At 69.9% G+C, this 16154-nt stretch carries 12 protein-coding genes and 2 tRNA genes; 2 read left to right on the forward strand and 12 right to left on the reverse strand.

Features of this window, described 5'->3' with window-relative positions; all coding sequences use genetic code 11:
* Positions 1-41 precede the first annotated feature (41 nt).
* The 7 genes from ABD327_RS01525 to ABD327_RS01555 form a co-directional block, all read right to left on the reverse strand.
* A tRNA-Ala gene (locus ABD327_RS01525) sits at positions 42-114 on the reverse strand.
* Positions 115-214: 100 nt separating this feature from the next.
* Positions 215-331, reverse strand: a complete 117-nt coding sequence (locus ABD327_RS01530) for a DLW-39 family protein (RefSeq protein ID WP_344237191.1) — start codon at positions 329-331, stop codon at positions 215-217.
* 59 nt (positions 332-390) lie between these two features.
* A complete protein-coding gene (locus tag ABD327_RS01535) occupies positions 391-1602 on the reverse strand; it encodes a cytochrome P450 (protein WP_344448233.1) in 1212 nt (403 codons plus the stop codon).
* A 56-nt stretch (positions 1603-1658) separates the two neighbouring features.
* Positions 1659-2198, reverse strand: coding sequence for a TetR family transcriptional regulator (locus ABD327_RS01540; protein ID WP_344448234.1), 540 nt, complete (start codon positions 2196-2198; stop codon positions 1659-1661).
* Positions 2199-2223: 25 nt separating this feature from the next.
* The gene (locus tag ABD327_RS01545; RefSeq protein WP_344448235.1) at positions 2224-2862 is read right to left on the reverse strand and encodes a TetR/AcrR family transcriptional regulator; all 639 of its coding nucleotides are present in this window, start codon (positions 2860-2862) and stop codon (positions 2224-2226) included.
* Positions 2863-2942: 80 nt separating this feature from the next.
* Positions 2943-3962, reverse strand: coding sequence for a hemolysin family protein (locus tag ABD327_RS01550; RefSeq protein WP_344448236.1), 1020 nt, complete (start codon positions 3960-3962; stop codon positions 2943-2945).
* A complete protein-coding gene (locus tag ABD327_RS01555; protein WP_344448237.1) occupies positions 3959-5275 on the reverse strand; it encodes a hemolysin family protein in 1317 nt (438 codons plus the stop codon). The genes ABD327_RS01550 and ABD327_RS01555 overlap by 4 nt, the downstream gene beginning before the upstream one ends.
* A 317-nt stretch (positions 5276-5592) precedes the next feature.
* On the opposite strand from ABD327_RS01555, the gene ABD327_RS01560 reads away from it, so the two are divergent.
* Positions 5593-6681, forward strand: a complete 1089-nt coding sequence (locus ABD327_RS01560; RefSeq protein ID WP_344448238.1) for a class I SAM-dependent methyltransferase — start codon at positions 5593-5595, stop codon at positions 6679-6681.
* 161 nt (positions 6682-6842) lie between these two features.
* Positions 6843-7931, forward strand: a complete 1089-nt coding sequence (locus ABD327_RS01565; RefSeq protein ID WP_344448239.1) for an ADP-ribosylglycohydrolase family protein — start codon at positions 6843-6845, stop codon at positions 7929-7931.
* A gap of 219 nt (positions 7932-8150) precedes the next feature.
* On the opposite strand, the gene ABD327_RS01570 is transcribed toward ABD327_RS01565, so the two are convergent.
* From ABD327_RS01570 to gyrB, 5 genes are all read right to left on the reverse strand, one after another.
* Positions 8151-10409 carry a serine/threonine-protein kinase gene (locus tag ABD327_RS01570; protein WP_344448241.1) on the reverse strand — a complete coding sequence of 753 codons (2259 nt, stop codon included), beginning with the start codon at positions 10407-10409 and terminating at the stop codon, positions 8151-8153.
* Between the two features lie 185 nt (positions 10410-10594).
* A tRNA-Ile gene (locus ABD327_RS01575) sits at positions 10595-10668 on the reverse strand.
* A 76-nt stretch (positions 10669-10744) separates the two neighbouring features.
* A complete protein-coding gene (locus ABD327_RS01580) occupies positions 10745-11590 on the reverse strand; it encodes a DUF3566 domain-containing protein (RefSeq protein WP_344448242.1) in 846 nt (281 codons plus the stop codon).
* The gene (gene gyrA / locus ABD327_RS01585; protein WP_344448243.1) at positions 11587-14097 is read right to left on the reverse strand and encodes a DNA gyrase subunit A; all 2511 of its coding nucleotides are present in this window, start codon (positions 14095-14097) and stop codon (positions 11587-11589) included. The genes ABD327_RS01580 and gyrA overlap by 4 nt, the downstream gene beginning before the upstream one ends.
* Positions 14098-14154: 57 nt before the next feature.
* The gene (gene gyrB / locus ABD327_RS01590) at positions 14155-16098 is read right to left on the reverse strand and encodes a DNA topoisomerase (ATP-hydrolyzing) subunit B (protein WP_344448244.1); all 1944 of its coding nucleotides are present in this window, start codon (positions 16096-16098) and stop codon (positions 14155-14157) included.
* Positions 16099-16154: the final 56 nt, after the last annotated feature.

The raw sequence follows: 16154 nt of genomic DNA on the forward strand, positions 1-16154 counted from the left end.
GGAAAAGCGAAACCCCGCCCTCGGGGAGGACGGGGTGGCGGTGGAGCCGTGGGGAATCGAACCCCAGACCTCCTGCATGCAAGGCAGGTGCTCTACCAATTGAGCTACGGCCCCTGGTGCGGCCAGAGTACCGGGGAAAGCCGCCGGTCGCGAACGGGTTCCCGGTCATGGAAACGGCGCCGCTGAAAGCGCGGCGCCGGTTCTCGTCAGCCCGTCACTCGGCGGAGGTCGCCTCGGTCCACAGGTCCAGCTCGGCGCGGTCCTGCTGGAGGCGCTTCCAGACCGCGAAACCGCCGAGGCCGAGAATGGCGAGCACGAGAAGCTTTTTCATGGTGAGGACCCCTTCACCGTCGACAGTGGTCAGAACTCAAACCTAGCAACGTCTGAACACTATCGAACGTCCCCTCCGGCTCTTCCGCGGGAGCGGGGGATCACCGAAACCGGCAGGGTCGAGAAGCCCCGCACGTTCGAGGAGTGCACGCGGACCGCCCGCCCGCCGTCCACGTCGTAGGAGGAGGCCAGCCGGGCCAGTTCGTCGAGCGCTATCCGCGCCTCCAGACGGGCCATGTTCGCGCCCAGGCAGTAGTGCCTTCCCGCGCCGAAGCTGATGAGCTGCGAGGTGTCGCGGCCCAGGTCGTAGCGGTCGGGGTCGGGGAAGACGTCCTCGTCGCGGTTGGCGGAGCCGACCAGCAGGAGCAGCCGCGACCCCGCCGGGACGGTCCGCCCGTGGACTGTGAAGTCCTCCGTGACGGTGCGCGCGAGCTGCTGGCTGGAGGTGTCGTAGCGCAGCGTCTCCTCGATCCAGCCGTCCACCGGTTCCTTCAGGGAACGCTCGACGAATCCGTGCCTCCAGGCCCAGTAGAGGGCGTTTGCGAGCAGCTTCGTCGTGGTCTCGTTGCCGGCGATGACCATGAGGAACAGGAAGGCGATGATCTCGCGGTCCGCGAGCCGGTCGCCGTCGAGCTCGGCCTCCAGCAGGGCCGAGGTGAGGTCGTCCCCGGGCTTGCGGCGCTTGGCCGCGAGCAGCTCCTCGTAGTAGCCGACCAGGGTGAGCGCCGCGTCCATCCCGGCGGGCGGCACGTCCTGCACGTCCTCCTCGCGGTGGACGACGACGTCGGCGAGCCTGCGCAGTTCGGGCCGGTCGGCCTCGGGCACGCCCATCAGCTCGGAGATGACGTCCATCGGCAGGACGCCTGCGAAGTCGGCGACGAAGTCGAAGGAGCCCTCCTCCACCAGGGGTTCCAGCAGTTCCCGGGTCATCTCCAGGATGCGCGGGTGCAGCTCGCGGACCCGCCGCGGGGTGAAGCCCTTGGACACCAGGCCGCGCAGGCGGGTGTGCCGGGGCGGGTCCAGCGCCAGGAACGACATCGTCCGGTGCGCCCACGGGCCCCACGCGGACGCGTCGAGCGTGACGCCGTTGATGCTGGAGAAGCGCTCCCATTCGCGGAAGGCGCCCGCGACGTCGGCATGCCTGGACAGCGCCCAGAAGTCGAGCTCCTCGTTGCGGTAGAGCGGCGCCTCGCGGCGGAGCCGGGCGTAGACCGGATAGGGGTCCTCGTGGATCCGGTAGTCGTACGGGCTGTACTCGAGATTACTGGACACGTGTCCAGACGTTAGTTCAACGCAACGGCGCGGGCAAGAGGGGCACCCCGAAGAGCTCAGCGCACGAGGAGACGGGCCACCTCGGCGAGCCGCTCGGCCGCCTCGGCGTAGGACATGTAGCCCATCCCCGCCTGGAGGAGCGCGCCCGAATAGGCCATCTCCAGCCCGTCCAGGATCAGCGGGTCCTCCCGTCCGAGGGCGTGCACCAGCCTCTTGTGGATGTCCACGCCGATGCGAAGCCGCAGCTCCTGCACGTCCGGATCGGACGCGAGGACCGCCGTCGTGCAGGCCGCCGCCAGCTCCGGCTCGCTCGCGACGAGCAGGAGGACGTCCTTGAGCGCCTGGGCCGCGTCTCCTTCGGTGAGCGGGAGCCCTTCCAGCCTGCGCCAGAAGACCTCGGTGAGAAGATGGTTCTTGGAGGCGAAGTAGGTGTAGGCGGTGGCCGCCGCCACTCCGGCGCGACGCGCGACGTTCCTGACGGTCAGCCCGTCGTACCCCGTCTCCCGCACCTCGGCGACGGTCGCCTCGGTCAGCCTGCGGACGGTGTCTGCCTGGCGGTCGGTCAGCCGCCGACGTGTGGACTCATGTACGGACACGTGTCCGGACGGTATCAGCCGCCGGTCACAGGACCGAGCATTCCTCCACAGCCGAACGGAGCCTGTGGAAGACCTTTTCGATCAGCTCCGCCACCTCGGCCTTCGACGCCTCCCCGTCCTCCCCCGCGAAGGCGCGCCGCACCCCCGTCGCGTAGACGGTGCGGTAGGCCGCCACCGCCCACGCCGCGGCCAGCCGGTTGCCGGGAGCGTCGGGATCCGTCCCGCCGGCCTCGGCGAAGAGCCGGGCGAGGAGGTCCTCCAGCTCCTCCACGAACTCCCGGACCCGGGCCGTCAACGCGGGCGACTCCAGCACCACCTGCCAGTACCGGGCGAAGGACGGCCTGCTCGCGTAACCGCCCAGCGCGTCGCCCTCCGCCAGGAGCCGAAGCATGAGATCACGCAGCACGGCCACCGGGTGGGCGCCCTCCGGACGCTCCCGCACCTCCCGGGCGACCAGCTCCAGCGCCTCGGGGAACCGGTCGAGGAACAGGTCCTCCTTGCGCGGGAAGTAGTTGAACACCGTCTTCGCCGACACCCCGGCCGCCTCCGCCACCTCCCCGACCGTGACGTCGTCGAACCCGCGTTCCAGGAAGAGCCCGGTGGCCGCGTCCGAGATCAGCTGCCGGGTCTCCCTTTTCTTGCGCTCCCGCAGCCCGTCTTCCACATTCCCCACCCTAGAACCGCCCTCCGGACGGACGAAGGCCCCGGTGCCCGTCGGCGCCGGAGCCCGAAGGCTCGTCCGCCTCACCGCTCGGTCGGCGCCAGCAGTGTCGTGACCAGGTCGTCCAGGCTGATCAGGCCGACGAGTCCGTGCTCGCCCCGCACCAGGCCGAGCTGGCTGTGCCGGCTCCGCAGGATCGCCAGCGCCCCGGCGACCGGGGTCTCGGGGGTGAGCACCGGCACCGGGTAGCCGGCGTCCATGGCGCGGAAGGGCTCGCCCTTGGCCCGCGCCAGATAGGCGTCCCTGGCGTGGACCATGCCGACCAGCTCGCCGTCGGCGTCCCGCAGCAGCAGCCGGGTGTGCCCGGTGTGCACCGCGGTGTCGACGACCGTCTCGGCGTCGGCGTCCGGCTCCACCGAGGTCAGCTCCTCCAGCGGGATGATCAGCGGGAGCAGGCTGGTCTCCGGCGCCTCCAGCGCCCGGCTCAGCACGTTGCGGTCCACCTCGTCGATCAGGCCCAGGCGGCGGGACTCCTCCACCAGATGCCTGAGCTGCTCGGGGGTGCGCGACACCGACATCGCGTCGCGCGGCTGGACGCGCATCAGCCGCAGCAGCGCGTTGGTCGTGCGGTTGAGAGCCAGCAGGACCACCCGGAACAGCTTGGTGAAGCCGCGGAACGGCAGCGCCAGCAGTATCGCCGCCCGCTCGGGGCGGGCGATCGCCCAGGACTTCGGCGCCATCTCGCCGATGACCATGTGCAGGAACGTCACCAGCGCCAGCGCGATCACGAACGACACCGCGTGCGAGACGGCGTCCGAGATCCCCAGCGCGTGGAAGGCGGGGCTGAGCACCTCGGCGATCACCGGCTCCGACACGATGCCCAGGCCCAGCGAGCACATCGTGATGCCCAGCTGGGCGCCGGCCAGCATCAGCGACAGCTCGCGGATCCCGGCCACCGCCGAGGCCGCGGCCCGGCTGCCCTCCGAGGCGGCCTTCTCCAGCCGGGGCCGCCTGGCGGCCACCAGCGCGAACTCCGCCGCGACGAAGAAGCCGTTGCCCAGCAGCAGGAGGACGGTCAGCAGGATTCCGGTGGGCACGCTCATGCCGGCTCCTCCTCCCGGACCGGCCGCTCCCGCAGCCGGATCCTGTCGGGCACGTGGTGGCCGTTGCTCAGCACCTCGATCTCGAGGGCACGGCCGCCCTCCTCCACCGTGATCACGTCACCGGGGTCGGCGAACCGCCCCAGCCTGCGCAGGACCAGCCCGGCCACCGTGTCGTAGTCCCCCTCGGGAAGCTCCAGTCCGGTGAGCTGCTCGACCTCGTCGATCCGCAGGCCGGCGTCCAGATGCCACCACTCGTCCTTGGGCGTGACCTGCGGGCTCTCCAGGTCGGTCTCGTCGGAGATGTCCCCGACGAGCTCCTCGGCGACGTCCTCCAGGGTCAGCAGCCCGGCGAACCCGCCGTACTCGTCGATCACCACGGCGATCTCGTCCCTGCGCTCCTGCATCTGCACGATCACCTCGGGCAGCGGCAGGGAGTCCGGGACGAGCAGCGCCTGGCGGGCCAGGCTCCCCGCGGTGACCTTGTCCCACTCCTCGGCGGAGACCGGCAGCATCTGCCGCAGCCCCAGGACGCCCATGATGTCGTCCACCCGCTCCCCGACCACCGGGTAGTGGGTGTGGCCGCTCCGCCCGATGACCTCGACGATCTCGTCGGCGGTGGCCTCGGCCGGGATGGTCACCACGTCGACCCTCGGGATCATCGCCTCGTCCGCGGTGTGCTCGGAGAAGACCAGGGCCCGCTCCAGCAGGTGGACGTGCTCGTCGGCGAACTCCTCCTCCGACTCACCGATGATCAGGCCGAGCTCCTCCAGCGTCGCGCCGTGGTGCAGCTCCTCGACGGGCTCGATGCCCGCCGCCCGCAGCACCCGGTTGGCCGAGGAGTCGAAGAACCTGATCAGCGGGGACGCGACCGTAAGGTACAGCAGCGTGGACGGAGCCAGCGCCCGCGCCAGGGTCTCCGGTCTGGCCAGCGCGAGGTTCTTGGGGAAGAGCTCGCCCAGCACCATCTGGATGATGATCGCCAGAAGGAACCCGATTCCCAGCGCCACCCCGCCGACGGCGGCCTCGGGCACTCCCAGGGGTTCCAGCACCGGTCTGATCAGTTGTGCCAGGGCCGGTTCCGCGATGAAGCCCACCACCAGGGTGGTGACCGTGATCCCCAGCTGGGCGCCGGAGAGCATGAACGACAGCCGCTCCAGCACCTTGACGGCTCGCGCCGCCTTCTTGTCGCCCTCTCGGGCCGCCTGCTCCAATTCGAGCCGGTCGGCCGTCACGTAGGCGAATTCCTGCGCCACGAAGTATCCGGTCGCCGCCGTCAGGATGAACACGGCGGCCAACCCGAACAAGACCGTCACCGGGGTTCACCCGGCCTCTGCGACAGGCCCGCTCTATGACCGGAGTCCGAACTATCGGACACCGCACCCCTCTCCCTGATCGTTCTCTGTCCGGTTCAACGAACCGGAACGTCCAAGAGTTATCCCTTAAACCCTAAGCCCAGGAAACCTCTCGCTCTAGCAGGCCCTTCACGGTCTCCGCAGGAAAATCACCCTTTTCCGTACGGCCGCCCGTGGCCGACACGACCATTCGGTCACAGGGTGGAGACAGAGGGTCACGGGGCAGGCCGAAGGGAGCGGAACCACCACGTCAGAGCGGGTCGAGAGGAAGGCGGAGCATGACCACAGCCGAGGAACTGGTCGAACGGATGTTGACCGAGGCGGTGGCCGCGCTGGAGACGCTCGGCGTCTGCCTGGGCGTGCGGCTCGGGCTGTACGAGGCCCTGGCCGGAGGCCCCCTCGACGCGCACGGCCTCGCGGAGAAGGCCGGCGTCCACCCGCGCTACGCCCGGGAGTGGCTGGAGCAGCAGGGCTCGGCCGGCTGGCTGGCCGTGGCCGACGAGGGCGCGGGCGACCCGTACGCGCGGACTTTCCGGCTGCCGGACGAGGTGCACGAGGTCCTCATCGACCAGGACAGCGCCTTCTACGCGGGGACGCTCCCCGGCTTCGTCGCGTCCGTCGCCGGGGTGGTCGACCAGGTGGCCGACGCCTTCCGGACCGGCGGAGGCGTCCCCTTCTCCGCCTACGGAGCGGGCACCCGGCACGGCATCGGACGGCTCAACCGGCCGATGTTCCTCCGTTCGATCGCCGGATGGATCGACGCCCTGCCCGACGTCTCCGCCCGGCTGGCCGAGTCCGCCCGGCTGGTCGAGGACGCAGCCCACGTCCTGGACCTGGGCTGCGGCACGGGCTGGTCCACGATCGCCATCGCGGAGGCCTTCCCCGCCGCCCGGGTGCACGGCGTCGACCTCGACGAGGCCTCGGTGATCGAGGCCCGGGAGAACGCCGTGTCCCGGGGCGTCGCCGACCGCGTCGCCTTCTTCCACGCCGACGCCGCCGCCTTCGACCCCGGCGGCGCCCGGTACGACCTGGCCTGCGTCTTCGAGTCCCTCCACGACATGGCCGATCCCATAGGGGTCCTGCGCAATGTAAGGCATGTGCTCGTCCCCGGAGGCTCCGTCCTCATCGGAGACGAACGCGTGGCCGACGCCTACGCCACGCCCGGCGGCCTCCTGGAACGCCTCAACTACGGTTTCAGCACCCTTCACTGCCTTCCTGCGACCCGTGCCGAGGGGGCCAAGGTGGAGGCCGGCACCGTCCTGCGCTCCCCGACCGTCGGCGAATACGCCGTCGCGGCCGGGTACGCGTCCTTCAAGGAGGCCCCGATAGACCACGACCTGTGGCGCTTCTACCACCTCACCGCCTGACGCGCGGTGCCGCGAGCCCCTCGCCTGGCCGATCACGGTGGTCCATGAGCGCCATGGATCCACGTGAAACCATGCCCCCTCCCGAATCTCCCCTTATCGATCTAGGGTGTCGACCGGATAAATACGAAAGTTCAGGTGGTAGCCGACCGAGGGGATCTTCATTGAGCTGGTCTTGGCAGGAGCAGGCGGCGTTCCGGGCACGGGTGCGGGGCTGCCTGCTCGGCGGGGCGCTGGGGGACGCACTCGGCTATCCGGTCGAATTCGACTCGCTGGCGGCGATCCGGAGCAACCACGGTCCGGACGGCGTCGTGGGGCTCGTCCCCGACGCCGCCGGGCGGATCGGGCTGGTCACCGACGACACGCAGATGACGTTGTTCACCGCGGAGGGGCTGATCCGCGCCTCCTCCCGGCAGGAGCAGAGGGGCTTCTGCAACCCCACCGAAGTGGTGCGCAACGCCCTGCTGCGCTGGCTGGAGACCCAGCGGTCCGCACGGCCCGAGCCTCCGGACGAGATCGTCCGCACGGGATGGCTGCGGGAGCAGGAGTGGCTGTACGCGCGGCGGGCGCCGGGCAACGCCTGCCTGTCCGGGCTCGAGGCCCACCGGCGCCCCGGCGGATCCTCCGGGCCGGTCAACCCCGACTCCAAGGGATGCGGCGGCGTGATGCGATCCGCGCCCTTCGGGATCGCCTGCCTCCCCGACCGCGCCTTCGACCTGGCGGCCGACTGCGCGAAACTCACCCACGGCCATCCCACCGGCTACTACTCGGCCGGCGCCTTCGCCAAGATCGTCGCCCACCTCATGGCGGGCGAGTCCCTGCGCGGAGCCGTCCTGCAGACCCTGGAGACGCTGCGGAGCCACCCGGGGCACGAGGAGACCTCCGACGCCCTCCGGCAGGCCCTGGACCTCGCGGACAAGGGCAGCCCCAGCCCGGCGAAGGTCGAGAGCCTCGGTGAGGGCTGGGTGGCGGAGGAGGCGCTGTCCATCGCCGTCTACTGCGCGCTGGCCGAGACCGTCTCGGCGGCGGGCGCCCTCATCCTCGCGGTCAACCACGGCGGGGACAGCGACTCCACCGGCTCGATGTGCGGCAACCTCGTCGGCATCCGCCACGGCGACTTCGGCCTGCCCCCGGACTGGCTGGCCCTGCTGGAGGGCCGCGGCACCATCACCGAACTCGCCGACGACTTCGCCACCCGGTTCATGCCCGGCTCCCGCACCCCCGCCTGGGAGACCCGCTACCCGGGCTGCTGACGCCTCCTCACGACGATCGTCGACACCCCGAAGAAACCACTCTCGTACACCGGGGAGCAGCTACCACTCAGGGCTGCCGACGCCTTCCCACAATGATCGTCGGCATTATGGAGAACCGCCGGCGGACCACCGTTGGAGCAGCCGCTACCCGGGGCCGCCGACGCCTCCTGCCGGTGCAAGGTATCGCGGTGGTCCGCCGTCGTTCCGGACGGAGGGTCGCTATCCGGATGGCCGGCAGCCGCAGCGGGGGGCGGCGTCGTATCCGGCCAGGGTCGCGGCGATGTCGTGCAACGCGACGGCCCGCTGTTCGGGGGCGCCGATCGTGTGGGCCAGCCGCTCGGCCTCCGGCGGGTCTATCGCGGCCAGGGCCTGGACGGTCTCGCGCAGCACCGCGTCGCGGTCGTAAGGACGCACGACGGTACGCGCGAGGCTCTCCGCCTCGGCCAGCAGCCCGCGTGCATGATGCGGGGACTCCACGGTCACCGCGACCGCGACGTCCCGGAGCGCCTGCGCGCGGTGGGCCGGATCGTCGATGCCGCGCGCCAGCCGCTCGGCCTCCGGCGGGTCCAGCCCCGCCAGCACCCCGACGACCGCGCGCAGCGCGGCCGCGCTCACCCGCGGTGCCGCCGCCTCCGCGAGCAGGGCCCGCGCCCGTACGGGGTCCTCGGCGCCCAGCGCCTCGGCCACGTCCCGCAGCCTCCACGCCCGGGACTCGGGATCGGGGATGGCGAGGGCGATGCGTTCGGCGAACGCCGTGTCCCGTCTCGCCTGCGCCCTGACCAGGTCCAACCACGGGGTGATACGGAAGTCGGGGTCCTCGATGTCGTCGATGATGCGCTCCGCGGCGACCGGGTCCCGCGCGGAGACCGCCCTGACGATGCCGCCCAGCGCCACGTCGCGGGTGCCCGCGTGCTCGATGCCGCGCGCCAGCCGCTCGGCGGCCGCCGGATCCCGTCCCGCCACGGCCTCCACGATGGATCCCAGCGACCTGGCCCGGACCTCGGGGTCGTCGATTCCGCGCGCCAGCCGCTCGGCGGCCGCGGGATCCTGCCCGGCCATCGCCTCGACGATCCGGGAGAGCCAGCCGTTCTGCGGAGGCAGATCCCCGTCCCAGCCGCCGCCCCTGGTGGACCTGTCCCCGCGGACCAGGCGTTCGGCGTCGGCCAGAAGCTCCCTCGCCCTCTCCGGATCCCGTCCGGCGAGCGCTCCGGACACCCGGCAGGCCATTCCCACCCGTTCGGACGTGCTGGGAATCGCGGCGACGCACTCCGCGGCCTCCCTCAGCAGTTCCTTCGCCCGTTCCGGATCCCGGTCGGCCACCGCCTCGGCGAGGTCGCACAGCGCGGCGGGCATGTCGTACTGCCCGGAGATGTTGCGGACGAGGCGCTCGGCGTCCTCCGGGTCGTGCACCGCCAGCAGTTCCACCAGGCCGCGCAGGATCCCGTCCCGGGAGACGACCGGGTCGGAGACGGTGTAGGCGAGGGCCTCGATGGCCGTCAGCAGCTTCTTGGCCAGGCTCGCGTCATCGCCCGCCCGCGTCTTGGCGATGGTCAGCAGCAGGTGGGCCTGGAAGTGCGGTTTGGTGACGGTGCGGGCGAGGCGCTCCGCCTCCTCCGGGTCCTCCTCGGCCAGCACCTCGACGATGCCCTGCAGCACCGGCATCCGGTGGTGCCAGAACGGGATGGACCACGCGATCCGTTCGGCCTCCGCCAGCAGGCGCAGCCGGTACCGCGACTCGTAGGGGGCGCAGGCCCGGTGCAGCGTCTCGGCGACCTCGGCGGCCTTGGAGGGGCCGCGCCCGGGCTCCTTCGCCAGCAGATCGCGCAGATGGGCGTCGAGTTCGGGCAGGACGCCCCGCCGCAGCGAACGGGCCGACGGCGTCGCCTCGGCGGGCACGACCTCCCTGCCGGTGAGAAGGCAGAAGATGGTGGCGCCGAGCGAGTACAGGTCGGCGCGTTCGTCGAGGTCCTCGGCCTTCTCCGGTTCGTGCAGCACGGCGAGGCCGAAGTCGCACAGTTTCACGGTGCCGTCGTCCGACAGTAGTAGGCAGGAGGGCTTCACCTCGCCGTGCACCAGGCCCGCGGAGTGCGCGGCGGCCAGCGCGTCCGCGGCCTGGATGCCGTAGTCGAGAGCGGTGCCGATCGGAAGACCGCAGGGCGCCTGCTTCAGTTCGGTGCCCAGGTCCCGCCCTCCCCAGGGCTCCAGGACCAGGAACGGGCGCCCCTCGTACTCGCCGACGTCCTGCACGGGGGCGATGCCCGGGTGGCTGAGCTCGACCGCGGCCCGCGACTCCCGCTGGAAGTGCTCGATGGCCTCTTCGCGGGCCGCCGCGTCCTCCGGAGGATCCGCGGGCGGCACCCGGATCGTCACCACCCGGCCGAGGAAGAGATCGACCCCCTGCCAGATCTCGCCCTCGCCGTCACTGCGTACCGGTTCGTCCAGCCGGTACCTGCCCGCCAGTTCGACCCCCGCCCGCATGCCACCTTCTTCCCCGTTCGTCACCCATGGCCTTATCAAGCTTTACCAATAGTGACAAAGAGATGCCTTTCCCCGTCATCGGGGTCGGCGTGAGAAGACACAAGGCCGGTCCTCTGTCGAGGACCGGCCTTGTGAACTGCCACTTAAAGGACTACTGCGTCGCAGTCGACCGTGTAGCCTCCGGGTGGGCGTACCAGGACTTGAACCTGGGGCCTCATCCTTATCAGGGATGCGCTCTAACCGACTGAGCTATACGCCCGGGGCGTTGCCGGGAGGACTTCCTCCGTGGCGACGAGAAGTGAGATTACCCCATCTCATCGGGCAACGCGAACTGGTTACTCGGCCTCCTTCAGGGTGACCTCCACCCCGCCCACGAACTCGGTCGCCAGGTTGTAGATGACCGAGCCCACGGTGGCCAGAGCCGTGATGAGCAGCACGTTCAACGCGCCCATGAGAGCCGTGTAACCCAGGATCCGGCCGGCGGAGAACCAGTTGCCCGCGTCGGACCCCTGGCCCGAGGAGCCGTTGGTGGTCTCGTTGATGGCCTCGGAGATGGAGTCGAAGACCCCCAGCCCCGACAGCACCATGTACAGGACCGTGACGGCCACGAACAGCACGACGAAGCAGACCAGCGACATGACGAAGCTGAACTTCATCACCGTCCACGGCTCGAACCGCGCGATCTGCAGATGGGCCTTGCGCGCCGTCTTGCCGTCCTTGCCCTCCTCCTCGGCGGAGGCTCCGGAGTCGCCCCCGGTCAGCTGGCGGCCCAGCCTGGAGGCGAGCGCCGCGGCGGCGGACGCGGCCGAGGCCACCGGACGGTCGGTGCTCGGCTGCGGTGGCAGCGGCGACTTCGGCTCCGGGGACGGCGTCGTGGAACCGGCGGACGCGCCGTCCTGTGAGGAGGCCTTCTCGGACGCGGTGGACCCCCACCCCGGGGCGCGGTCGGCGAAGACCGAGTCCGACGGCTCGGCGGCCACCGTCCAGGGAGCGTCGACGACCGTCTCGTCAGCGGCCGGGCTCATGACGGGCTTCGACGTCCCGCCGTCCCCGTCCTCGGCGCTCTTCGGGGAAGACCCGTTCTGCTCGGTGGGTACGGCCTCGTTCACCCTGGTCTTCTCGGAGTCGCCGGAATCGGAGTTGCCGTCCGCCTGGTCCTCGTTCTGGGAGGTCGTACTCACGGGCTCTCACTTCCCTCTTCCTCCGGCGCGACTTCTGCAGAGTCCTCGATCGACTCTACGTTCCTCGCGATGGCGACCACGACATCGCCCTCCGCGAGGTTGACGAGCCGAACCCCCATCGTCTGCCTGCCGGACTGCTTGATCTCGCCCGCACTGGTACGGATGACGCCGCCGCTCGACGTCATAGCGAACACCTCGTCCTCGGGACGGACCATGAGCGCGCCGACCAGCCTGCCGCGATTTTGCACGATCTTAGCGGTGAGCACACCCTTGCCACCCCGGCCCTGCACGGGGTACTGGTCGGCCGGCGTGCGCTTGGCGTAGCCGCCCTCGGTGGCGATCAGCACCTCCTCGTCGCCGCCCTCGCGGATGACGTGGACGTCCAGGAGGTCCTGGTCCTCGGCGAACCGCATCCCGATGACGCCCCGGGTGTCGCGGCCCATCGGCCGGAGCTGGTCGTCGTCGGCCTTGAAGCGGATCGCCTGCGCCGAGGTCGAGACCATCAGCAGGTCGTCCTCGGCGGAGACCAGGCGGGCCGCGATGACCTCGTCGTCGTCCTTGAGGCCGATCGCGATGAGGCCCGCCGAGCGGGGCGAGTCGTAGGCGCTGAGCGCCGTCTTCTTGATCATGCCGGTCTTGGTGGCGATGACCAGGTACGGAGCCACCTCGTAGTCGCGCAGGTCCATGACCTGGGCGATCTTCTCGTCCGGCTGGAAGGCCAGCAGGTTCGCCACGTGCTGGCCGCGCGCGTCCCGGCCGCTGTCGGGGAGCTCGTACGCCTTGGCCCGGTACACCCGGCCCTTGTTGGTGAAGAAGAGGATCCAGTGGTGCGTCGTCGTCACGAAGAAGTGCTCGACGATGTCGTCCTGCTTGAGCTGCGCGCCCCGGACACCCTTGCCGCCGCGCCGCTGCGCCCGGTAGTGGTCGGTGCGGGTGCGCTTGGCGTACCCGTCCCGGGTGATGGTGATGACCATGTCCTCTTCGGCGATGAGGTCCTCGATGGACATGTCGCCGTCGAACGGGATGATCTCGGTGCGCCGCTCGTCGCCGTACTTCTCGACGATCACCGCGAGCTCCTCGGCGACGATCGACCGCTGCCGCACGGGAGAGGACAGGATGTCGTTGTAGTCGGTGATCTCGGCCATCAGCGAGTCGTACTCGTCCGTGATGGCCTGGCGCTCCAGGGCCGCGAGTTTGCGCAGCTGCATGTCCAGGATGGCGCGGGCCTGGATCTGGTCGATCTCCAGCAGGTTCATCAGGCCGCGCTCGGCCTCGGACGCCGACGGGCTGCGCCGGATGAGGGCGATGACCTCGTCGATGCGGTCCAGCGCCTTGAGCAGGCCGCGCAGGATGTGGGCGCGCTCCTCGGCCTTGCGCAGCAGGAAGCGCGTGCGCCGGACGATGACCTCGATCTGGTGCGTCACCCAGTTGCGGACGAACTGGTCGATGCGCAGGGTGCGCGGCACCCCGTCGACCAGCGCCAGCATGTTGGCGCCGAACGTGTCCTGAAGCTGGGTGTGCTTGTACAGGTTGTTGAGGACGACCTTGGCGACGGCGTCGCGCTTCAGGACGATGACCAGGCGCTGGCCGGTCCGGCCCGACGTCTCGTCCTTGACGTCCGCGATGCCCGACAGCTTGCCCTCGCGGACCAGCTCGGCGATCTTCAGCGCCAGGTTGTCCGGGTTGACCTGGTAGGGCAGAGAGGTGACGACCAGGCAGGTGCGGCCCTGGATCTCCTCGACCTCGACCTGGGCGCGCATCGTGATGGAGCCGCGGCCGGTGCGGTAGGCGTCCTCGATGCCGCGGCGACCGACGATGAGCGCGCCGGTCGGGAAGTCCGGGCCCTTGATGCGCTCGATGAGCGCGTCGAGCAGCTCCTCGTCGTCGGTTCCGTAGTTCTCCAGGTACCACTTGACGCCGTCGGCGACCTCGCGCAGGTTGTGCGGCGGGATGTTCGTCGCCATGCCGACCGCGATGCCGGCCGATCCGTTGACCAGCAGGTTGGGGAACCGGGACGGCATGACGTCCGGTTCCTGCTGCTTGCCGTCGTAGTTCGGCGAGAAGTCGACGGTCTCCTTGTCGATGTCGCGCAGCAGCTCCATCGCCAGCGGGGCCATCTTGCACTCGGTGTACCGCATGGCCGCCGCCGGGTCGTTGCCGGGCGAGCCGAAGTTGCCCTGGCCGTCGACCATCGGGTAGCGCAGCGACCACGTCTGCGCCAGCCGCACGAGGGCGTCGTAGATCGAGCTGTCGCCGTGCGGGTGGTAGGAGCCCATGACGTCGCCGACGACGCGCGCGCACTTGAAGTAGCCGCGGTCGGGCCGGTAGCCGCCGTCGTACATCGCGTACAGGACACGCCGGTGCACCGGCTTGAGGCCGTCGCGGACATCGGGAAGCGCCCGGCCCACGATCACCGACATCGCGTAATCGAGATAGCTCCTGGCCATCTCGTCCTGGATGTCGACCGGTTCGACCCGGTCGTGACCCTCGCTCGTCACCTCGGTCACTTGCACAACCCTCTTCTTCGTGGTGGTTCTGGAAAAGGCCGGGAGGCGACCTGTGGATCAGATGTCGAGGAAGCGGACATCCTTGGCGTTCCTCTGGATGAACGACCTGCGGGCCTCGACGTCCTCGCCCATGAGGACGGAGAACAGGTCGTCCGCCTGCGCCGCGTCGTCCAGGGTGATCTGCAGCAGGACGCGCCGGGCCGGGTCCATCGTGGTGGACCACAGCTCGTCGGCGTTCATCTCGCCCAGGCCCTTGAACCGCTGGATGCCGTCGCTGGCGCGCGGGTCGCGCTTGCCGGCCGCCAGGCCCGCCTCGATGACCTGGTCCCGCTCCCGGTCGGAGTAGACGTAGTCGTAGTCCGTACCGGTCTTGTTCCACTTGATCTTGTAAAGCGGCGGCTGGGCCAGGTAGACGTGACCGGCCTCGACCAGCGGCTTCATGAAGCGGAACAGCAGGGTGAGCAGCAGCGTGCGGATGTGCTGGCCGTCGACGTCGGCGTCGGCCATCAGGATGATCTTGTGATACCGCAGCTTGGTGACGTCGAACTCGTCGTGGATGCCCGAGCCCAGGGCGGTGATCATCGCCTGGACCTCGAGGTTCTTGAGGACCTTGTCGATGCGGGCCTTCTCGACGTTCAGGATCTTGCCGCGGATCGGCAGGATGGCCTGGAAACGGGGGTCGCGGCCGCCCTTGGCCGAACCGCCCGCCGAGTCGCCCTCGACGATGTAGATCTCCGACTCGGCCGGGTCGGTGGACTGGCAGTCGCTCAGCTTGCCCGGCAGGGACGTCGTCTCCAGCAGGCTCTTGCGCCGGGTGAGGTCGCGCGCCTGGCGCGCGGCGATCCGGGCCCGGGCCGCCTGCGACGACTTGTTGATGATCTCCTTGGCCTCGCCGGGGTTGGCGTCGAACCAGTCCTTCAGGAAATCGTTGCAGGTCTTCTGCACGAACGACTTGGCCTCGGTGTTGCCGAGCTTGCCCTTCGTCTGGCCCTCGAACTGCGGATCGGACAGCTTGATCGAGATGATCGCGGTGAGCCCCTCCCGGACATCGTCGCCGGTGAGGTTCTCCTCCTTCTCCTTGAGCAGCTTCTGGTCGCGCGCGTAGCGGTTGACGATGCTCGTCAGCGCCGAACGGAAGCCCTCCTCGTGGGTGCCGCCCTCGGCCGTGTTGATCGTGTTGGCGAAGCTGTGGACGGACTCGGAGTACGCGCCGCTCCACTGCATCGCGATCTCCAGCGCGATGCCGGTGCCCTCGGTCTCGAAGTAGATGATCGAGTTGTGGACCGGCTCCTTCTTGTCGTTGAGGTGCCGGACGAAGTCGGCGATGCCGCCCTCGTAGTAGTACGTGACGGTGAAAGGGTCGCCCTCGTCCGTCTCGTGGCCCACCCGCTCGTCGATCAGGGTGATGGACAGGCCCTTGTTGAGGAAGGCCATCTCCTGGAAGCGGCGGCTGAGCGTCTCGAAGCTGTACTCGGTCGCCTCGAAGATCTCGCCGTCGGCCCAGAACGTGACGAGGGTGCCCGTCCGGGTGGTCTCCTCGTCCTGCGACAGGGGGGCCAGCGGCGTCCCCCGCTCGTACTGCTGCCGCCAGACGTGCCCCTCGCGGCGGACCTCCACCTCGAAGCGGCTGGAGAGCGCGTTCACGACGGCCGCGCCGACACCGTGCAGACCGCCGGAGACCGCGTAGGACTGGCTGTCGAACTTGCCGCCGGCGTGCAGCGTGGTGAGCACCAGCTGGACGGCGGGGACCTGCTCGACCGGGTGCAGGCCGACCGGGATGCCGCGGCCCTCGTCCAGGACGCTCACCCCGCCGTCGGCGAGCAGCGTCACAACGATCTTGTCGTTGTATCCGGCGAGAGCCTCGTCCACCGCGTTGTCGACGATCTCGTAGACCAGGTGGTGGAGTCCTCGCTCACCGGTGGAACCGATGTACATGCCGGGGCGTTTGCGTACCGCTTCCAGGCCCTCGAGGACAGTGATGGAACTAGCGTCGTACGACAAAGGGAAGCCTCCTGCCGGGGACACCCACCGTCTGCGCATGCCCCGTAACACGCGAT

Origin of the sequence: Actinocorallia aurantiaca (assembly GCF_039533685.1) — a bacterium.
GTDB lineage: Bacteria > Actinomycetota > Actinomycetes > Streptosporangiales > Streptosporangiaceae > Actinocorallia > Actinocorallia aurantiaca.

What these genes read in the sequence shown, in the direction of transcription:
- ABD327_RS01530 (WP_344237191.1), bottom strand. Translation starts at nt 331, where the DNA reads ATGAAAAAGCTTCTCGTGCTCGCCATTCTCGGCCTCGGCGGTTTCGCG.
- ABD327_RS01550 (WP_344448236.1), bottom strand. Translation starts at nt 3,962, where the DNA reads ATGAGCGTGCCCACCGGAATCCTGCTGACCGTCCTCCTGCTGCTGGGC.
- ABD327_RS01560 (WP_344448238.1), top strand. Translation starts at nt 5,593, where the DNA reads ATGACCACAGCCGAGGAACTGGTCGAACGGATGTTGACCGAGGCGGTG.
- ABD327_RS01570 (WP_344448241.1), bottom strand. Translation starts at nt 10,409, where the DNA reads ATGCGGGCGGGGGTCGAACTGGCGGGCAGGTACCGGCTGGACGAACCG.